The following is a 15979-nucleotide window of genomic DNA, read 5'->3' on the forward strand; positions in this document are numbered from 1 at the left end:
CAACTATGCTTGAGGTTCACAATTCCTCACCGGAGATTCCAGATGAAATTTCGAGACACACTCGCAGTCTGCCTGATCTGCACCGCAGCCACTTCGGCATACGCAGCGGACGGTTGGAAAGATCTCTTCGACGGAAAAACAATTGACGGGTGGAAGGTCCTCGGAGGAACTGCCACCTACCGTGTTGAAGACGGCATGATCATCGGCAAGACAACGGAAGGCAGTCCCAACACATTCCTCTGCAAGGGACCTTTCAGCGATTTCGAGCTGGAGCTGGATGTTCTGTGCGACAAGGAGTTGAATTCCGGAATTCAGATTCGCAGCCAGATTCAGCCGGAAGATGTCTCGACTCTGCCCGAAAAAGATCGTGGTCGAAAGCCAGGGACCGTGTACGGATATCAGTGCGAGATCGCGACTGCTGATTCACATGTCTCCGGAAACTTCTGGGACGAATCGCGAGCCGGGAAGTGGTGGGATGACTTCAAGGATCGCCCTGAAGCACAGACTGCGTTCAAGGATGACCAGTGGAATCACTATCGAATCGTTGCTCAGGGGGATCGCCTCCGGTCCTGGATCAACGGCATTCCTTGTGCCGACTTTCGTGATGACACGGACGCCAGCGGCATCATCGGCCTGCAGGTCCATGGCATCAAATCCGGGACGGGCCCATATCAGGTTCGCTGGAAGAATGTCCGCATCCGTGAGCTGAAGCCGGGTGAAGTTGTTGAGTAAACGTTGATGACCGGAACCGTTCCGGCTCAAGCGGAGCCGGAACATTCTTTTTTCGAACTGTGCATCAGCGCCCAGATTTCCATGCAGTCGTCCCCACAAGCCTCTGACGTGCGCTCTCCTGTTCTGAAGCAGAATCTGCTTTGGCTCGGCGCGAGCGTTCTGGCAGTCGGGGTGCTCTCGGTGACCGCCTCTTACGTTCCAACAGAAATGAAGCGGCTGTTTCTGTTCCATGCCATTTACGGCATTGCCTGCGGCCTGGTCCTGCTCTGGCTCAGAGGTGAAATCCGGCCCACGTGGCAGCGTTCTCTCCCAGCGTGGGGAGCAGTGCTCTGCCTGCTCGGGGCCGTCAACATGGGATGGCTTTCTTATCGACATTTCCAGCACGCCCGTGCGGAGTATGCAGCCGCCCACCCGCGCGATGCCGCGTTGCAGTCGATGCTGGAACAAATCAGCGTCAATGATCCCGAGATCAAAGCTCGTTATGAAGAAGAGCAGCGGCGGCTCCATCCGCGGTTTGTCGATTTCCTCGTTCACCGGACCAGCGGACTGGGAGAATGGAAATCACCCTGGCCGGTCGTGATGTGGGTGGGTGAAGTTCTTCTGGCGGGCATCTGTTGCGGGGCGACCATGTGGCTGAAGCGGGATCAGCTGCGTCCCCAGACGGAATCGGGCTGAACCCCGAAGGCATCACACGGATTCCCGCAAAGCACCGTATTTCCTTTTAGATTGACATTGGATTCAGCGAGTCATGGGCATGATTATTGGCCTGGGAACAGACATTATCGAGATTGTGCGAATCGGCACGATGATCGAACGTCATGGAGAACTGTTCCTGCAGCGTGTGTATACTGAAGACGAGATCAAATACTGCCAGCGTCACAAAGAAGCGCTGCAGCATTACGCGGGACGCTGGGCCGCGAAAGAAGCGGTGATGAAGACTCTGGGAACGGGGTTCACCAAGGGGGTCGGCTGGAAGGACATCCAGGTCGGAAAGACCAAGGCCGGCCGACCGCTCATCGAACTCTCCGGCGGGGCCGGTCGAGTGGCTCAGGGATTGGGGATCGACGAAATTCTAATCACCATTTCACACTGCCGTGCCTATGCGACCGCAACGGCCATTGCGGTTCAGCATACACCTCGCAGCGAGCGTTGATCGCAGCTCAGCATTCACGAACTGCAAGCCAGTTCCTGAAGCAGCCCTTGAGCCACAGGCTGAGGACAGGACCACACGAGAAAGAACATCGCTTCACGCACAGCCAGCTCTGCCGGATGTCCCTGTACGAATCCCATTCCCTTACTGATGGTGATGGCAGCCTGGGTGATTCTCAACACAAGCGAGTTGGCCCGCTGTCGAATCTCCGCAGCCGTGGGGCATGACAGAGCTGTGTTGGGATTCGCCGTCACCGAGCGGAACAGGTCTTCACGCAGCTCATTCAGTTCCGTCCCGAACTGTGCTGCGAACTCCGCCAGATCCGGTCGGAGCTTCTCCTGTTCCTGAATGAGTTTCAAAGACCGACTTGAGAGACCCACCGCCAGAACAGACGTCACCTGCGAACCGGTCCCGCCGCCGAGCCCCTGTTTCATCACTTCATGGACCGGACCGGCGAGGAGATGTTCTTTCGAAAGAATCACATCTTTCAGCTCGACCGTCGCGGTGTGTGACGCCGTCAGCGACATCAGCTTCGCGTGTGGCTGAATCGAAATCCCCGGCAGGTCGGTCGGCAGGGCGATCAGCACTTGCTGACCGTCAGGACAGGTGCCCCCGGTGACGATCAGATCGGCGTGGCTGGCTCCGGTCACCCACGGAATGCTGCCGTTGAGTCTTAATGACTCACCAGTGATGTCGACAGCCACCGCAGGAGTGCGCAGATGCTGCCGGGAGGTTGTCAGATGCGAGATCCCGACGGTCGCAAACAGTTCTCCCTTCGCCAGTGAAGGAAGCAGCCGTTCCTTGAGACTCGAATTCTGGCAGCCCGCAATGCGCTGGCAGGCCCCATTGCGCTGGGTCAGAATGAACGCCGTGGTCAGGCACGCTGTCGAGAGTTGTTCATATCCGCTGAGCAGATCAGCCTGTGAAATGTCACTGCCACCGAATTCGGCGGGGATGACCCAGCCCAGGACACCCGCGCGGGCCAGCCACTCGAACTGTTCGGCCGGCCATGCTCCCGACTGATCCAGTTCAATGGTGTGCTGGTGCAGGTCGGAGAGAAGGTCCGGGGCGACGAACATGGGCGAAGCGATCGTGAACGGAAAGGATGCAGCCAGAATCAGGGTCTGACTGTAAAGCTACCCAATTCGTCATCCTGAATCGACACAACGGTTCGGCCGATTCGCTTCATCACCAGCATTGAAGGACTGGCACTGCACGTTCCCTTGCAGAATCGGGACGCCTGAAATGAACTGAAGCAGAGCGTCCGGGGACACCCTGCTTCAGATTTCCATCAATCAGCAACGTCGGAAATTATTCTTCTTCCGAGTCGGCAGAGCTGCTGCGGCTCACGAGAGTGCTGCGGCTGCTCAAGCGTTCTTCGATCTGCTTGACGCGGGAATTGGCACGTCGCCAGTCCGGGTTCTTCTTGGGGGTCTGCTCGCCCAGTCCGGCTTCAACGCGGCTGAGTGCTGCTTTGGCCAGTTCCAACTGGTTCTGCAGTGCGGTTTCCTTCAATGGCATGATTCTCTCTCAACTCTGACAGCCTGCGGGATGACATCAAGCCCGCCATTCTTGCAGGTGGCTGCCCTTGGATCAATCCCGGAACCCCCCTTTGGATTCCAGTCGCGAAGTTCCGCAGCGTACTCTAGACTGGGCGGGTGACGTGCTTGTTCGTTTCGCAACCGGATGGCTGACCCGTGAATCCGCAAGATGAGCTGACGAAACTGGTGACGATGTTCTCCAACCCCGGCGAACTGCTGGAGCGTGCGGAACATATTCCCGCTTCCACAACCCCCGAGCCGTACCGGCAGTTACTGGTTCATGACCACCATATGACGGTCACGATGGAGGAATTCCACCAGACCCCGGTGAACGTGCAAGTTGTTCAGACGGCACAGGAAGGGGAAATTTACTGCCGCAAGATCGTACTGACCCGCGCAGATAACGGCCGCCCCGTGCAGTTCGGTCTGGTCCGCTTCAACTTCGATTACGTCACCCGACTGGTCCGCGAAGAGATTCTCGCTGGCCAGACCCCTCTGGGGCGGGTGTTAATCAATCACAATGTGCTGCGGCATATCGACTTGGGGGCCATACTGGAAGTCTCTGCAGGACCGGAACTTGCGCAGCTTTTGTGGATGCCCGAGCATGGGGTGACCTACGGCCGGATGGCGACGATTTTCTGCAATCGGGCGCCCGCCGTCGACCTTCTGGAGATCTCCGCGCCCCTCAATTAGAGCGACTCTCGCGACAGTGTGGCGTTCCGGCGGCGATAAACACAGCTTTCGAGCGAGAAATACACCCGAATCGCCGCCACACTCCCCTGAGACAGGGGTTAATTGCCCGCGTCAGGTGTCTTGCGGGAATTCCGGGAAAAGTGGCCTCTGGCCTGTTGATCAAATCTCGACAGCCGCCATTCGTTCAACGTATTCGTCGACTTCCATGAATCTGCGGCCGCGCTGGTTTCCGGAACGAACGGATTACGCTAATTTGAGATTTTCCCACCGAGGACACGCTGCCTGCGGCAACTTCCTTCCAACGGAAGGATGGTTGACGCCGACCGCCGTGAAATATTGACGGACGCAGGTCCCCCCTGTGTTGCCTTCCCTGACACTTTCCGAACGAACGGTTTTAAGCTATGCAGAATCTGCCGCGAACAACACGACGTCGATTTCTTCAAGGGGTTGCCGCAGTCGGAGCCTCCGGCTTCCTGCGCCCCGCTGCCCAACGGGCGTTCGGATACGAGTCCGCAAATGACCGGCCGGTTTTTGCGACGATCGGCCTGAGAAATCAGGGCTGGAGTATCACCAGCAAATCGTTCAGGTTTGCCGATTTTGCGGCTCTGGCAGATGTGGATGCCAATGTTCTGCAGGAGAACGTTAACCGGGTCGAGAAAGATCAGGGAAAGAAGCCGGACGGCTACAAGGACTACCGAAAGGTTCTCGATCGCAAAGAGATCGATGCGGTCATGATCGCAACTCCGGACCACTGGCATACGAAGATTGCAGTCGAAGCGATGCTGGCAGGCAAGGACGTTTACTGCGAAAAGCCCCTCACCTTGACCATCGATGAAGGAAAGCTCATCGAGAAGATCGTCAAGCAGACGGGACGTGTCTTTCAGGTCGGGACGATGCAGCGGACCGAATCCGATCAGCGATTCCTGCTGGCGGTCGCCCTCATCCGGGCCGGCCGCATCGGCAAAGTGACGAAAGTGACCTGCGGAATCAACGGGATGGAAGCGTCTCCCGTGATTCCTGAAGCACCTGTCCCAGAACAGATTGACTACGATTTCTGGCTGGGGCCTGCCCCGGCTGTCGCCTATCGGGCCCTGCCCGAAATGCGTGAAGGGTACGGAGGCGGAGTTCCCCTCTACAGCAACTGTCACTATTCGTTCCGCAACTGGCACGAGTACTCCGGCGGAAAGCTGACCGACTGGGGAGCCCATCACGTCGATATTGCCTGCTGGGCCCTGGGAGCCACGGACACCGGACCCAGCAAGATCAACCCGGTCAAGTATTCCCTGCCGGTGGAGTACAAGGACGGCTGGCCGACCGTCAACGACCAGTACAACGCCGCCACCAGTTTCACAATTCAGGTGGCCATGCCTGACGACGTGGAAATGATCATCACCAGCGAGGGGGACAACGGCATTCTCTTCGAAGGAACCGAAGGCCGCTTCTTCGTGAACCGCGGCAAGATCACCGGCAAGCCGGTCGACGACCTCAAGGACAAACCTCTTCCGGAAGGGGCGATTGAAGAAGTTTACGGCGGCAAGGTCAGCGAAAACCATACGGCCAACTTCACCGATGCGATGAAGAGCCGCAAGCAGCCGATCTCCGACGTCTGGTCTCACAACCGCATGCTCGAGATCTGTCATTTGTCCAATATCGCCATGCGTCTGGGACGCGAATTGAGCTGGGACCCCGTGAAACGGGAAATCGTCGGCGATCCGCAGGCCAACTCGTTCCTCGCTCGTGAGAATCGCAAGGGATACGAAATCAACATGTAAACGTTGAAGATCGTCCTTCTCGAAACTGCGGACGGCACCATAAACTGCCGGCCGCAGTTTCGTTTTCCAGTCCTGTTTCTGTCATTGAATTTTACGACAATCCCTTCCATGAAAACCGTTTGCCTCTTTGATATCGATGGAACGCTGCTCGACTCCGGCGGGGCGGGACAACACGCCATGGAGCAGGCCCTGCTGGAGGCCTTTTCGGTCGGCGGTCCATACACCGAAATTCCGGCAGCCGGCCGCACCGACAAGGCGATCACCACCGACCTGTTCAATTTCCATTCACTGCCTGTTGACGACATCAACTGGTCCCGGTTTCTGGAAGCCTATCTGAAACATCTTCCGCTCTCGCTGGCGACAAAGAACGGCAGCATCCTTCCCGGGGTGGTGTCGCTGCTGCAGGAATTGAGTGCTCGTGACGACGTCGCACTCGGTCTGCTGACCGGAAATCTGGAAGTCGGAGCCCGGCTGAAGTTGAAGCATTACCAGATTGATCACCACTTCAGCTTCGGCGGTTACGGGGACCACCATTTCGATCGCGATGACGTCGCCCGGCTGGCCCATAACTCCGCATTGGAGTATCTGAGGCACGAAATTCACCCGGATCGGCTCTGGGTCATCGGCGATACTCCTGCAGACGTGAAATGCGGTCGCGCCATCGGAGCCAAAGTGCTGGCGGTCGGAACCGGAATCTACACCCTGGAAGAGCTGGCCCCCTGCCAGCCCGACCTGCTCTGCGAGTCTCTGCAGGATGTGGATGCGGTCATGCGGACACTCGTCGGCTAGACCGGTTCTCGGGTTTCGATAGGGAAGCGGCGTCAAATTCGACAGGGCGCCGCACTTGAGGAAGATTCTCGGGTGATCGCAAAATTCTGTCTGCGAACGGGGATCACGGGTTCAGATTCGACACAATTACTCGAGGAATTGCCGTTGGAGAACGGAATTGCTTGCTGCCGTCCGACGCCAAAACTAAACTGAAAGTACAGTCTGTCCCTCCGTTGTGCATCGAATTTCTCGGGCCGGCAAGAGTCGACTTCTCTGATTTACACACTCAAAACTGGTTGCTTTCACAACACGGGAGATGGATTGCCATGGGCGTGATGCGGTTCCTCGTCCATCCGCCCCCGTCATCGAGCGGCCTTCCCGACTTCACTGACGCTTATCTCAGTGGAATGGATGGACGGATCTTCCCCTCTCGCATCGAGATGGAAGGACCGGTTCTGATCTGCCGCCGTCCCAGCTCCGAAAGCGCCAAACTCAATCTGCCCTGGCCTGTTCCGGGCATCGGTCGACCGGTTTTGACCACAACGTCGCTGCGCGAACGGGATGATCCCTATCTCCTCCCTGTCGAACTGGCGCGCGGTAAGCTTTCCGAAGTCCGTGAAAGCTGGGCATCGTGGGAACAGTCCGGGATGGCCATTCCCGACGCGTTCAGAAAGCTGCAGCGGGAGGCATTTCAATTCTTTGCAAAAGCGGGCGTCGCTGCGGGAGATCTTGATTCTGCTTGCCAGCTGGCAGCGTCCGCCATCGAACGTGCCTGCGCTGCCTCCGCACTGCTGATCGATGCCTACACCGTGCAGCGCCTGACCAGCATTCGACGCTCCACCCACCACGCTCCGGGACTCGTCGGAAGCGTCCTGGACAGCACCGTGCTCACCCCTTCGGGTCAGGAGATTTTCCACCACGCCTTCAACACAGCATCGATCCCCATTCATTGGAAGGACATCGAACCGGTCGAAGGAACCTACCACTGGGATGCTGTCGATCAACTGGTCGAGTTCTGCTCCGCTCATCGGACGATTCTCCGGGGCGGACCACTCATCGATCTGAGCCCGGGGGGGCTGCATGAATGGCTGACTCCCTGGAAGAATGACTTTCTGAACCTGCCGATCTTCATCTGCGACTACATTGAAACGACCATCTCCCGGTATCAGGGACTGATCCGTTTGTGGGAAGTCGCTGCCTACGGAAATACCGGCGGTGCCCTGGGCCTTGGCGAAGACCATTGCCTCGCCCTCGTCGCGCGCACGCTGGAAGCGGCCAAGCGGACCGATTCCGACGCCCAGTTCTTTATCCGGGTCGACTGCCCCTGGGGTGAATACCAGCGGGACGGCCGGCATCGTCTGTCTCCCTTCCAGTTCGTCGACGCTCTGGTGCGGTCGAACCTGGGACTGGCCGGGGTCACGCTCGAAATCAATTCGGGGTACGGGTCAAAAGCCTGCTATGCCCGCGACATGCTGTCGATTTCGAAACTGATTGACATGTGGAGCCAGCTGCAGCTGCAGATTCACGTCAACATCGCTTGCCCGTCTTCGGCCACTCCCGATCCCCTTGCCGATCCCAGATATCCTGTCCAGGATGGCGTCTGGCGGGACCGGTGGAGCGAAGAGACGCAGGCCGACTGGCTGGAGCATCTGGTTCCGCTGCTGCTGGCGAAATCCTCCGTCAACGGAGTCTTTCTGAGTCAGTTTGGCGACGGGGTACCTCACCGTTTTCCACACGCCGGTCTGGTGACCGCCGACGGCAAGTTGAAGAAAATGTTCGAGCCGCTTCGGCATCAGCTTCACCACGAACTGAGCTGAACGTGATCATCCGGGAATGAGCCGACGAGGCGAACGTCTCCGGAAGCCTGAATTTTACTGTCCGACAGTCACGACCACGCCCTGAAAAGTGTGTCGACGCAGAATTCTCAGCCAACTTCAGGAGTCTCCCCCCGATGAGTCAGTATCCTTCGCCCCCTCCGTCCATCAAAAGTCGACTCGCACAAGGCGAGCGACTGAACGTCTTCGCGATCAGCCGTTCCTTCCAACCCAATCAGATCGAGATGTATGGTCTGCAGGGGGGATTCGACGGGTTCTGGATCGATCACGAACATTCAGGATTCACCATCGAACAGATTGAAGCCGCAGCCCGTGCTGGTCGCTCGAGCGGACTGGACTGCTTCGTTCGACTCGCACCGACCGACTACGCCCTGGTCACCCGCTGCCTGGAATCGGGAGCAGGCGGAGTCATGGCTGCCCAGATCTCCACCCCCGAGCAGGCTGAAGAGTTTGTGAAATGGGCGAAGTTCGCCCCGCGCGGCAACCGGGGCCTGAACAACTGGGGCTATGACGGAAAGTTCAGCCTGAAGGCGATTCCCGATTTCTGCCGGGAAGCCAACGAAAAGTCCTTCGTCGCGATTCAGATTGAAACGGTGGCTGCTGTCGAATGCTGTGAAGAAATTGCTTCGATCGACGGCGTCGACCACCTCTTCATCGGCCCCGCAGATCTCAGTCAGGCCTATGGGGTGACTGGCCAGATGATGCATCCGCTGCTGCTCAGCGCGGTCAGCCGCATCGCCAAAGCATGCGCGGCACATGGAAAAACATTCGGAGCGGTTTCGTTTGCTCCTGAACAGGCCGAACTGTTCCTGAAGGAAGGTTGCAAGCTGGTCTCACTGACCTCCGACGTGCACACCTTCCAGCAGGGAATCGTCGGCGTGAAAGATCGCTTCCGCGTCCTGTTCCAGTAATGGAGCGCCGGTGCCGGACAACAGCCGGTCGAAAATCACGACAACACACGTTCAGCGGCACACGTTCAACTGTGCAGTTGAACGTCGTTGGAAACCGATTCAAATTTGCTTCTTCATCGTCGCGACACCGAACATTCGCACCCCGCAAGTCTGCGCGGACAGCAAAACTCCCTGTGAGTGATCACTTCCGAAGTCCGATCGCTGCGTTCATTTCTTCAGTAATTTTCCGACACACTTGCTGCGAATCCCCTGTTTTCTGGTGCGGTCATTCCACCGGGGATGGCTGTTCCGGTTTGACAGCGGCCCGAGGAGTGGTAAAACAGGCAATGTGGAGTCGGAGTTTTACGGATACTCCTGTCAGGACGGCATTGGCACATGTGGTGAAACGTCTTCGAATCCGGTCTGGACCAACTGGTCTGGATCCATCGAATGAGACATCGTCACCACTGAATTGACATCGTTGAGAGAAAAGACCGGGAGTGACCATGCGTCTGACGGACTGTCGAAATCTGTTTTTGATCGCTGTGATGGCGTTGGGAGGGGGGATGACCTCTTCCGCGGATGCAGGGATCATTCCCTGGACCTACAACGCTGTCTTTGGAACAACGCCTATGTACGGCGGCTATGCGTACGGCGCGCCCGCCTACGGATACAGTGCCGCCTACGCCCCTGCATTCACCACCACTTCCTATTACTCGCCACGCTGGACGACGTATACCGCCGGGTATGTCCCGGCCTTCAGCTACAGCTCCTACGGTGCCGGTTTCGCGAACTACGGCTACGCAGCCCCATGTGCTCCCTGCGGATGCAATCCGTGTAGCTGTGCGTCGGGCAGCTGCGGCGACTGCGTTTCCGGGAACTGCGCCAGTGGCAATTGTGCGAGCGGAAATTGCGCCAGCGGCAACTGCGGTGCTGGCTATGCTCCGGATATCAACAACGGTCCCACGCCAGAACCGACTCGCGCCGCACCGTCGAATCCTCCGGCTGCGAATCCGCCCCCAGCGACCACAACGCCACCGGAACGAAACAACCCGCCGGCGGATGACTTCCGACCAGTCCCTCCCCGGACGAACGACACCACGATTCCGTCAATCCCGAACACCGGGACTTCGATTCCCCCATCCTCGTTCCCGAACTCGAATAATTCGGGATCTTCAGGGCTCAACTCGACGATCCCCAATCCGGCCCCGAACTCGAATTCCACAGCCCCACTGTTTGAGAGTGGCGACGGTTTCCGGATCCCGTCGACAACTCCCAATCCCGCTCCCGTCGAGCCAGCGATTCCGGACTCGAATGAAGTGCTCCCGCTGGGAACGGAAGTGCTGCCGGCTCCACTGGACCTTGACTCCGTTCCGGTCGCCAGCGTGACGGTCAATCGACAGCGGATCGTCACTCAGACCACTTACCAGAATCGGGCGATGACCCGGATGGAAGTCGCCCCCGGGTTCGCCCCGGACATCGAACTCGCCCGCAAATAAGCTGCGTAAACAGTTTGAAAACCAGACTCATGCGTGCAGTCACCACAATGTGGCTGCACGCATCTTCTTTTTGCGGAAGATGGAAGCGGAACTGACGCAGAGGCGAACCGCTGCCTCACGCCTTGGTTGCACCGGGAGCACGCATCAGCTGGCTGATTTCCGTCCCCTGATGGTACGCGTTTCTCAGGAACGATTCGTTCGATGTGTTTTCCAGAAGTCGTCGCACCAGATAAGACATCCCCGGAAGCATCTCTCCGAAAGGCGTATAGATCCGGACTCGATATCCACGCTCACTGAGCAGCCCCTGCATCTCTTCGGCCATTCCATGCAGCATCTGGATTTCCCAGGCGGACTGCGGAACCTTCAGCTCTTCTGCGATGGCCATGGCGAATGACAGGCTCCGCAGGTTGTGCGAGGCAATGGCTGGTCGCAGCCAGGCACGGTTTTCGAAGAGATATCGGGTCTGCTGTTCGAAGTTCTGGTCCGACTGCCATTTCTCCCGAAAGACGGGACAAGGCCATCCGCGATAGTCCGCTGTGATCGTTTCGTGGTCCCAGTAGGCACCTTTCACAAGCCGGACCCACACGGGCGTTCCCCGGCGTTCGGCCCAGTCTCTCAGCAGTTTCAGGTCTTTCTCCGCATCCAGCAGATAGGCCTGAATCACGATTCCGACATTCCCCCAGTCGCGGAATTCCTCTTCGTCACAGATCTCCTGGAAGATCTGGATGATCAGATCCTTATACGCATAATGCTCCATGTCGACATTGATGAAGGCGTCCAGCTTGCGGGCCACTCGGAACAGCGGCCGCAGTCGCTTTCGCACCCGTTCCGAGGTCCCGGTCGGATCCATCGGGTTGAAGTGGCTGGTCAACGCCGACAGCTTGATCGACACGTTACAGCGGGGAATGTAACCATGCTCATCCCGGTCCAGGACCGCGTCGTCGATCCAGCTCTCGGTTCGCGGGGCCAGATCTTCGATCAGGGTTTTGTACGCCGACTGATAGGCGACCGCTTCGGGTTCGCTGATCACCAGTTCGCCCAGCAGATCGAGCGTGAACGCCAGGCCGCTCTTCCGCAACTTCGAGACAGATTTAAAGACCTCTTCCGGCCGAGTGCCGGCAATGAACCGTTCTGCCATCTTGCGGGCATTGGTCCGGGCGTTGAGTGCCAGAGCCTTTCCCAGCAGCGAATCGGGCTGGGCGACATCCAGTCCCAGACGCACCGCGTACGGCAGGTGGCTGCGGACTTCGTCAAAGTATTCCTGCAGGTGATGTGTGACTGAGCTGCTGGATTTCAGCGTCGGCAGCACGTCGACAAAGCGAAACATCTGAATCTTCACCGATTCATCATGCATCGCCCATTCAAGAATATGGTCGAGCCACCAGCGGCGTTCGAACACCGAGGGGGAACGTCGTTTCAACTGGGCCCACAGTTCATGGCCGATTTTCTGGGTCCGCTGTTCCAGTGCATCTGAATTTTCAGGCTGATCTGATGCATCCGTGCGCGTGCGTTTGGCCATAATGTCCGTCGTTCTCTTCCATCAAGTGCGAAAGCCGGAACTCGCAGTCAGGTCGGTTCCAGTTCGCCGCAATTCAGCGACTTTGAACCGGTCTTCTGCTCGTCCATCCCGAGAGGATACCGATCTGGCTGCGATTCGCGAAGTCTTCCGGAAACTCCACAGACGTGCATCATCGGGACCGTCGAAATTCCTGCGAAAACAGGAGTTACGAAATGCGAATTGCCCGCAAACTTTGGGCTTGTCGAGCGGGATGCACCACTAAAATTGAACAACTCATGGACTGTGACAATCTACGATGACCTTGAACTGAGTGTGATGCTGTGAGTCTGACACTGGAATGGCCGGAAGTCGCTTTGCGACTGGTATTAACCGTGATTGCCGGGGGGCTGATCGGTCATGACCGGGGAGAACGGGGGCACGCTGCGGGGCTGCGGACCACGATTCTGGTCTGTCTGGCGGCTGCGGTCTCGATGATTCAGGTGAACCTGATGCTCTCCATGGCCGGCAGCGCTCCGAATTCTTTCATCAAGCTCGACCTCATGCGTTTACCGCTGGGGGTGCTCTCCGGGATGGGGTTCATCGGGGGCGGGGCGATCCTCCGTCGCGAGAAACTGGTCACCGGAGTGACCACGGCAGCCACGTTGTGGTACGTGACGATCATGGGACTTTGCCTGGGGGCCGGTGAATATGGACTGGGGCTGGCAATGCTGGGGATCGGTCTTCTGGTCCTGAAGTCGTTCCGTTCGATCGAAAAATTCATGACGCAGGAACAGCGAGCCACCCTCCTGCTGGTCCTTGGACAGGAAGGACCGACTGAAGAAGAGATCACCCGTTCGCTGAGGGACGAACATTTCAAAATCGTCTCGGTGTCTGTCGCCGACCATCACTCCGAACTGCACCGTCGTCGCAAGCTGCGGTACTACCTCAAGCATCACGTGCGCCGGGACGATATCAGGATTCCGCCTATTATCCAGAATCTCTCCCAGCTCCCCGGGCTGGTCCGGTTCGAGTGGTCTCCCGAGCCGAAGTGAAGGGGATTGCCCGATTCCGACCTGATCCCAAAGCCTTGAGGAGGGTCTTTCGGTGACCTGCGGACTGGTGAGACATCGCTTGCCCTCAATTTGAGCAGAAACTGGTGATGAATCTTCAGGCACGCGTCACTAGAATCCCCAGTCTCAAGACCTGATCACCGGGATTTCGTAAATGTGGGGTATTCAATTCGGCATCATGCTTTGCATGATCGTTCTCAATGGCATCATGGCCGCTTTTGAGATCGCCCTCGCCTCCATTACCCTCCCTCGCGTGAAATCCCTGGCCGATTCCGGACGCCGGGGGGCCAAAGCTGCTCTGAAGATGAAGCAGAGCATGGAAGGCAGTCTCGCGGTGGTCCAGCTGGGGATCACCTTCGTCGGGTCCATTGCGGGAGCGACCGCCGGAGTCGGAGCCGAAGAACAGCTGGCTCCATTCTTCCAGAGCCAGCTTCGAATCTCCGAGACTGCCTCTGAAATTATGGCGATCATCTTCGTCGTGCTCCCGCTGACGGCGTTCATGATCGTCTTTGGGGAACTGATTCCCAAGGTCTTCGCTCTGCGGAATCCGGAACTGGTGGTCCTGCGGCTTTCTCCACCAATGAAGGTCTTTTCGTATGTTGTGTGGCCGCTGGTCTGGTTGCTCGAAGGTTCAGTCCAGCAGCTGCTGAAGTGGATTGAACTCCTGAGATCATCGAAATCAAAAGCCTCTGAAGTTGCGGAATCCACGGAACTGCAGGAGTTGCGGGCCAGTGTGGCGATCGCACGAACGTCACGGCTGATCGGGTCTCAGCAGGAAAAGATCATTCTGGGAGCTGCCGAACTGTCGCAGCGACCGGTGCGGGAGATCATGCTCCCGACAGAATTCATCAGCTTCATCGATGCCGATCTTTCTGCGGGCGACGCGTTAATCGCGGCGCATCTGGACATGCACACACGCTTTCCGGTCACGGAGCGTCCGGGAGATCCACAGGGGATCATCGGCTATGTGATGTTCAAGGACATCGTCGCCCATCTGCGGTTTTCTCCCGAAGAAGACACGATTCGAAACATCGTGAGAAAGATCAACCGCTATTCGGCTGACCTTCCGATTGCACAGGTGCTCGAACGGCTGATTCATCATCGGGCCCATATTGCACTGGTCACCGATTCCGCGGGGCAGATCGTCGGGATGGTGACGATGGAAGACATGATCGAAGAGCTGATCGGCGAAATGGAAGATGAGTATGACCGCCTCCCCTTTCAGGCGGTGGCGACCGGTCGCGGGTGGATTGTCGGCGGAGGTCTGTCGCTCTCGGCACTGGAACGGCAGACCGGGATCGCTTTACCTCCGACGGAATCGGATGAGGAAATCCGGAATCTCAATGACTGGATTACGGCCCGCATCGATGGTCCCATCCGGGGATCCGAGACCATCGAGACTTCGGACCTGCGGATCCTTGTTCGCAAGACCCGGCGTCATAAAGTCATGGAAGCTTATCTCTCTCCGAAAGGAGAGTCTCCTGAACGCCGGCCCTCCGACGCTCAGTGACGGGTGACGGTCCCTTCATGGGACCGCCTTCCTGAAGTCGTTTCTACCTGACTTTCTTCGTCGCTTCGCGTATCCTGTATGATGTGAATTACCTCGCCCATGGCATCCGGTATCTTGACCGGCCGTACTTTCTCATTGGCTCCGCCATCCCCGACATGCTCAGCGTCGTGGACCGGAAATCGCGAGTTCGTCGGAAAACGATCGAACTGCGACTTCCCGCACTGACCGAAGAGGACCACGAGCTCGCATTGGGGATGCTGCAGCATCTTTTCGACGACCAGTGGTTTCACGGCACCGCCGGATTTTATGCCGTCACGGGAACTTTGGGGCGTCATTTTCGCGAGACTCTCGGCCCCGACGACGACTGGAACTGCGGTTTCCTTGGGCACATTGTGACCGAACTCCTTATGGACGCCGTTCTGAGCGAAGACGATCCCGCGGCGTTGGACGCGTATTATCAGGCCTGCAGCCAGGTCGATCCGCAGCGCATTGAGCACACCGTTTCCGCCATCGCGACGCAGCCTCCCCGGGACCTGTCACGGTTTATCGAACTCTTTATCACCGAACGATTTCTCGTCGATTACACCGATGATGAGAGGTTACTGTTCCGCTTGAATCAGGTAATGCGCCGCGTTCAGTCCCGGCCGCTGCCGCGCAGCGTGCTGCAGGTGCTGGTGCAGGGACGCCGTCTGGTCCGGGAACATATGACCGACCTGCTGCCGGAAGAACACTTCGCGTTCGATACGAAATCCCTTCGTCCAGCCGGGGGAACACGTGTTGAAGGAGAGGAGATCGGGAAACCTTGTTGCGAGCAACTTGACCGTTTTTCCTAAACGCATCTATACTGCCGCGCTGGACTTGAGGGTGAGCACCGCAACATTTTGCGGTTCTGCGAAGGGAATTGACCGTTCCCTGCACAGAACTCATCTTCAGGCATCACGCACGGACGTGGTGACAGGAAGAAGATCCCTATCCTGTCTGCAACCGGACGCTGGTCCTTTCGCCAGTCGGATTGCGTTGC

General features: G+C 57.8%; 15 protein-coding genes. 12 read left to right on the top strand and 3 right to left on the bottom strand.

Annotated elements, in window-relative coordinates; all coding sequences use genetic code 11:
• Window positions 1-42: 42 nt before the first annotated feature.
• From SH661x_RS12125 to acpS, 3 genes are all read left to right on the top strand, one after another.
• A complete protein-coding gene (locus tag SH661x_RS12125; protein WP_437221676.1) occupies window positions 43-732 on the top strand; it encodes a 3-keto-disaccharide hydrolase in 690 nt (229 codons plus the stop codon).
• Window positions 733-840: 108 nt separating this feature from the next.
• Window positions 841-1407 carry a hypothetical protein gene (locus tag SH661x_RS12130; RefSeq protein WP_437221679.1) on the top strand — a complete coding sequence of 189 codons (567 nt, stop codon included), beginning with the start codon at window positions 841-843 and terminating at the stop codon, window positions 1405-1407.
• A gap of 73 nt (window positions 1408-1480) precedes the next feature.
• Window positions 1481-1885, top strand: coding sequence for a holo-ACP synthase (acpS, locus tag SH661x_RS12135; protein ID WP_437221681.1), 405 nt, complete (start codon window positions 1481-1483; stop codon window positions 1883-1885).
• Between the two features lie 14 nt (window positions 1886-1899).
• Here acpS and SH661x_RS12140 read toward each other — a convergent pair whose 3' ends face one another.
• Together SH661x_RS12140 and SH661x_RS12145 are read right to left on the bottom strand one after the other, a co-directional pair.
• Window positions 1900-2961, bottom strand: a complete 1062-nt coding sequence (locus SH661x_RS12140) for an acyl-CoA dehydrogenase family protein (protein ID WP_437221683.1) — start codon at window positions 2959-2961, stop codon at window positions 1900-1902.
• A gap of 232 nt (window positions 2962-3193) precedes the next feature.
• Entirely contained in the window at window positions 3194-3403 is a 210-nt protein-coding gene (locus tag SH661x_RS12145) for a hypothetical protein (protein WP_437221685.1), read from the bottom strand.
• A 176-nt stretch (window positions 3404-3579) separates the two neighbouring features.
• Here SH661x_RS12145 and SH661x_RS12150 point away from each other — a divergent pair, with 176 nt between their 5' ends.
• From SH661x_RS12150 to SH661x_RS12175, 6 genes are all read left to right on the top strand, one after another.
• Window positions 3580-4116, top strand: a complete 537-nt coding sequence (locus SH661x_RS12150) for a hypothetical protein (protein ID WP_437221687.1) — start codon at window positions 3580-3582, stop codon at window positions 4114-4116.
• A gap of 401 nt (window positions 4117-4517) precedes the next feature.
• Window positions 4518-5888: a Gfo/Idh/MocA family protein gene (locus SH661x_RS12155; protein WP_437221689.1), complete on the top strand. Its 1371-nt coding sequence runs from the start codon at window positions 4518-4520 to the stop codon at window positions 5886-5888.
• A gap of 108 nt (window positions 5889-5996) precedes the next feature.
• Window positions 5997-6677 carry an HAD family hydrolase gene (locus SH661x_RS12160; protein ID WP_437221690.1) on the top strand — a complete coding sequence of 227 codons (681 nt, stop codon included), beginning with the start codon at window positions 5997-5999 and terminating at the stop codon, window positions 6675-6677.
• Window positions 6678-6991: 314 nt separating this feature from the next.
• Window positions 6992-8473 carry an endo-1,4-beta-xylanase gene (locus SH661x_RS12165; protein WP_437221692.1) on the top strand — a complete coding sequence of 494 codons (1482 nt, stop codon included), beginning with the start codon at window positions 6992-6994 and terminating at the stop codon, window positions 8471-8473.
• A 134-nt stretch (window positions 8474-8607) separates the two neighbouring features.
• A complete protein-coding gene (locus SH661x_RS12170; RefSeq protein ID WP_437221695.1) occupies window positions 8608-9402 on the top strand; it encodes an HpcH/HpaI aldolase family protein in 795 nt (264 codons plus the stop codon).
• A gap of 485 nt (window positions 9403-9887) precedes the next feature.
• On the top strand, window positions 9888-10880 hold the full coding sequence (locus SH661x_RS12175) for a hypothetical protein (protein WP_437221697.1): 993 nt from the start codon (window positions 9888-9890) through the stop codon (window positions 10878-10880).
• 115 nt (window positions 10881-10995) lie between these two features.
• Here the strand turns inward: SH661x_RS12175 and SH661x_RS12180 are convergent, their stop codons facing one another.
• The gene (locus tag SH661x_RS12180) at window positions 10996-12399 is read right to left on the bottom strand and encodes a proline dehydrogenase family protein (protein WP_437221699.1); all 1404 of its coding nucleotides are present in this window, start codon (window positions 12397-12399) and stop codon (window positions 10996-10998) included.
• A gap of 320 nt (window positions 12400-12719) precedes the next feature.
• On the opposite strand from SH661x_RS12180, the gene SH661x_RS12185 reads away from it, so the two are divergent.
• The 3 genes from SH661x_RS12185 (at window position 12720) to SH661x_RS12195 (ending at window position 15791) form a co-directional block, all read left to right on the top strand.
• Window positions 12720-13430, top strand: a complete 711-nt coding sequence (locus SH661x_RS12185) for an MgtC/SapB family protein (RefSeq protein ID WP_437221701.1) — start codon at window positions 12720-12722, stop codon at window positions 13428-13430.
• Between the two features lie 172 nt (window positions 13431-13602).
• Entirely contained in the window at window positions 13603-14958 is a 1356-nt protein-coding gene (locus SH661x_RS12190; protein WP_437221704.1) for a hemolysin family protein, read from the top strand.
• A gap of 83 nt (window positions 14959-15041) precedes the next feature.
• On the top strand, window positions 15042-15791 hold the full coding sequence (locus SH661x_RS12195) for a hypothetical protein (protein ID WP_437221706.1): 750 nt from the start codon (window positions 15042-15044) through the stop codon (window positions 15789-15791).
• The last annotated feature ends 188 nt before the right edge of the window (window positions 15792-15979 follow it).

The organism is Planctomicrobium stercoris, assembly GCF_051465655.1.
Classification (GTDB): Bacteria; Planctomycetota; Planctomycetia; order Planctomycetales; family Planctomycetaceae; genus Planctomicrobium.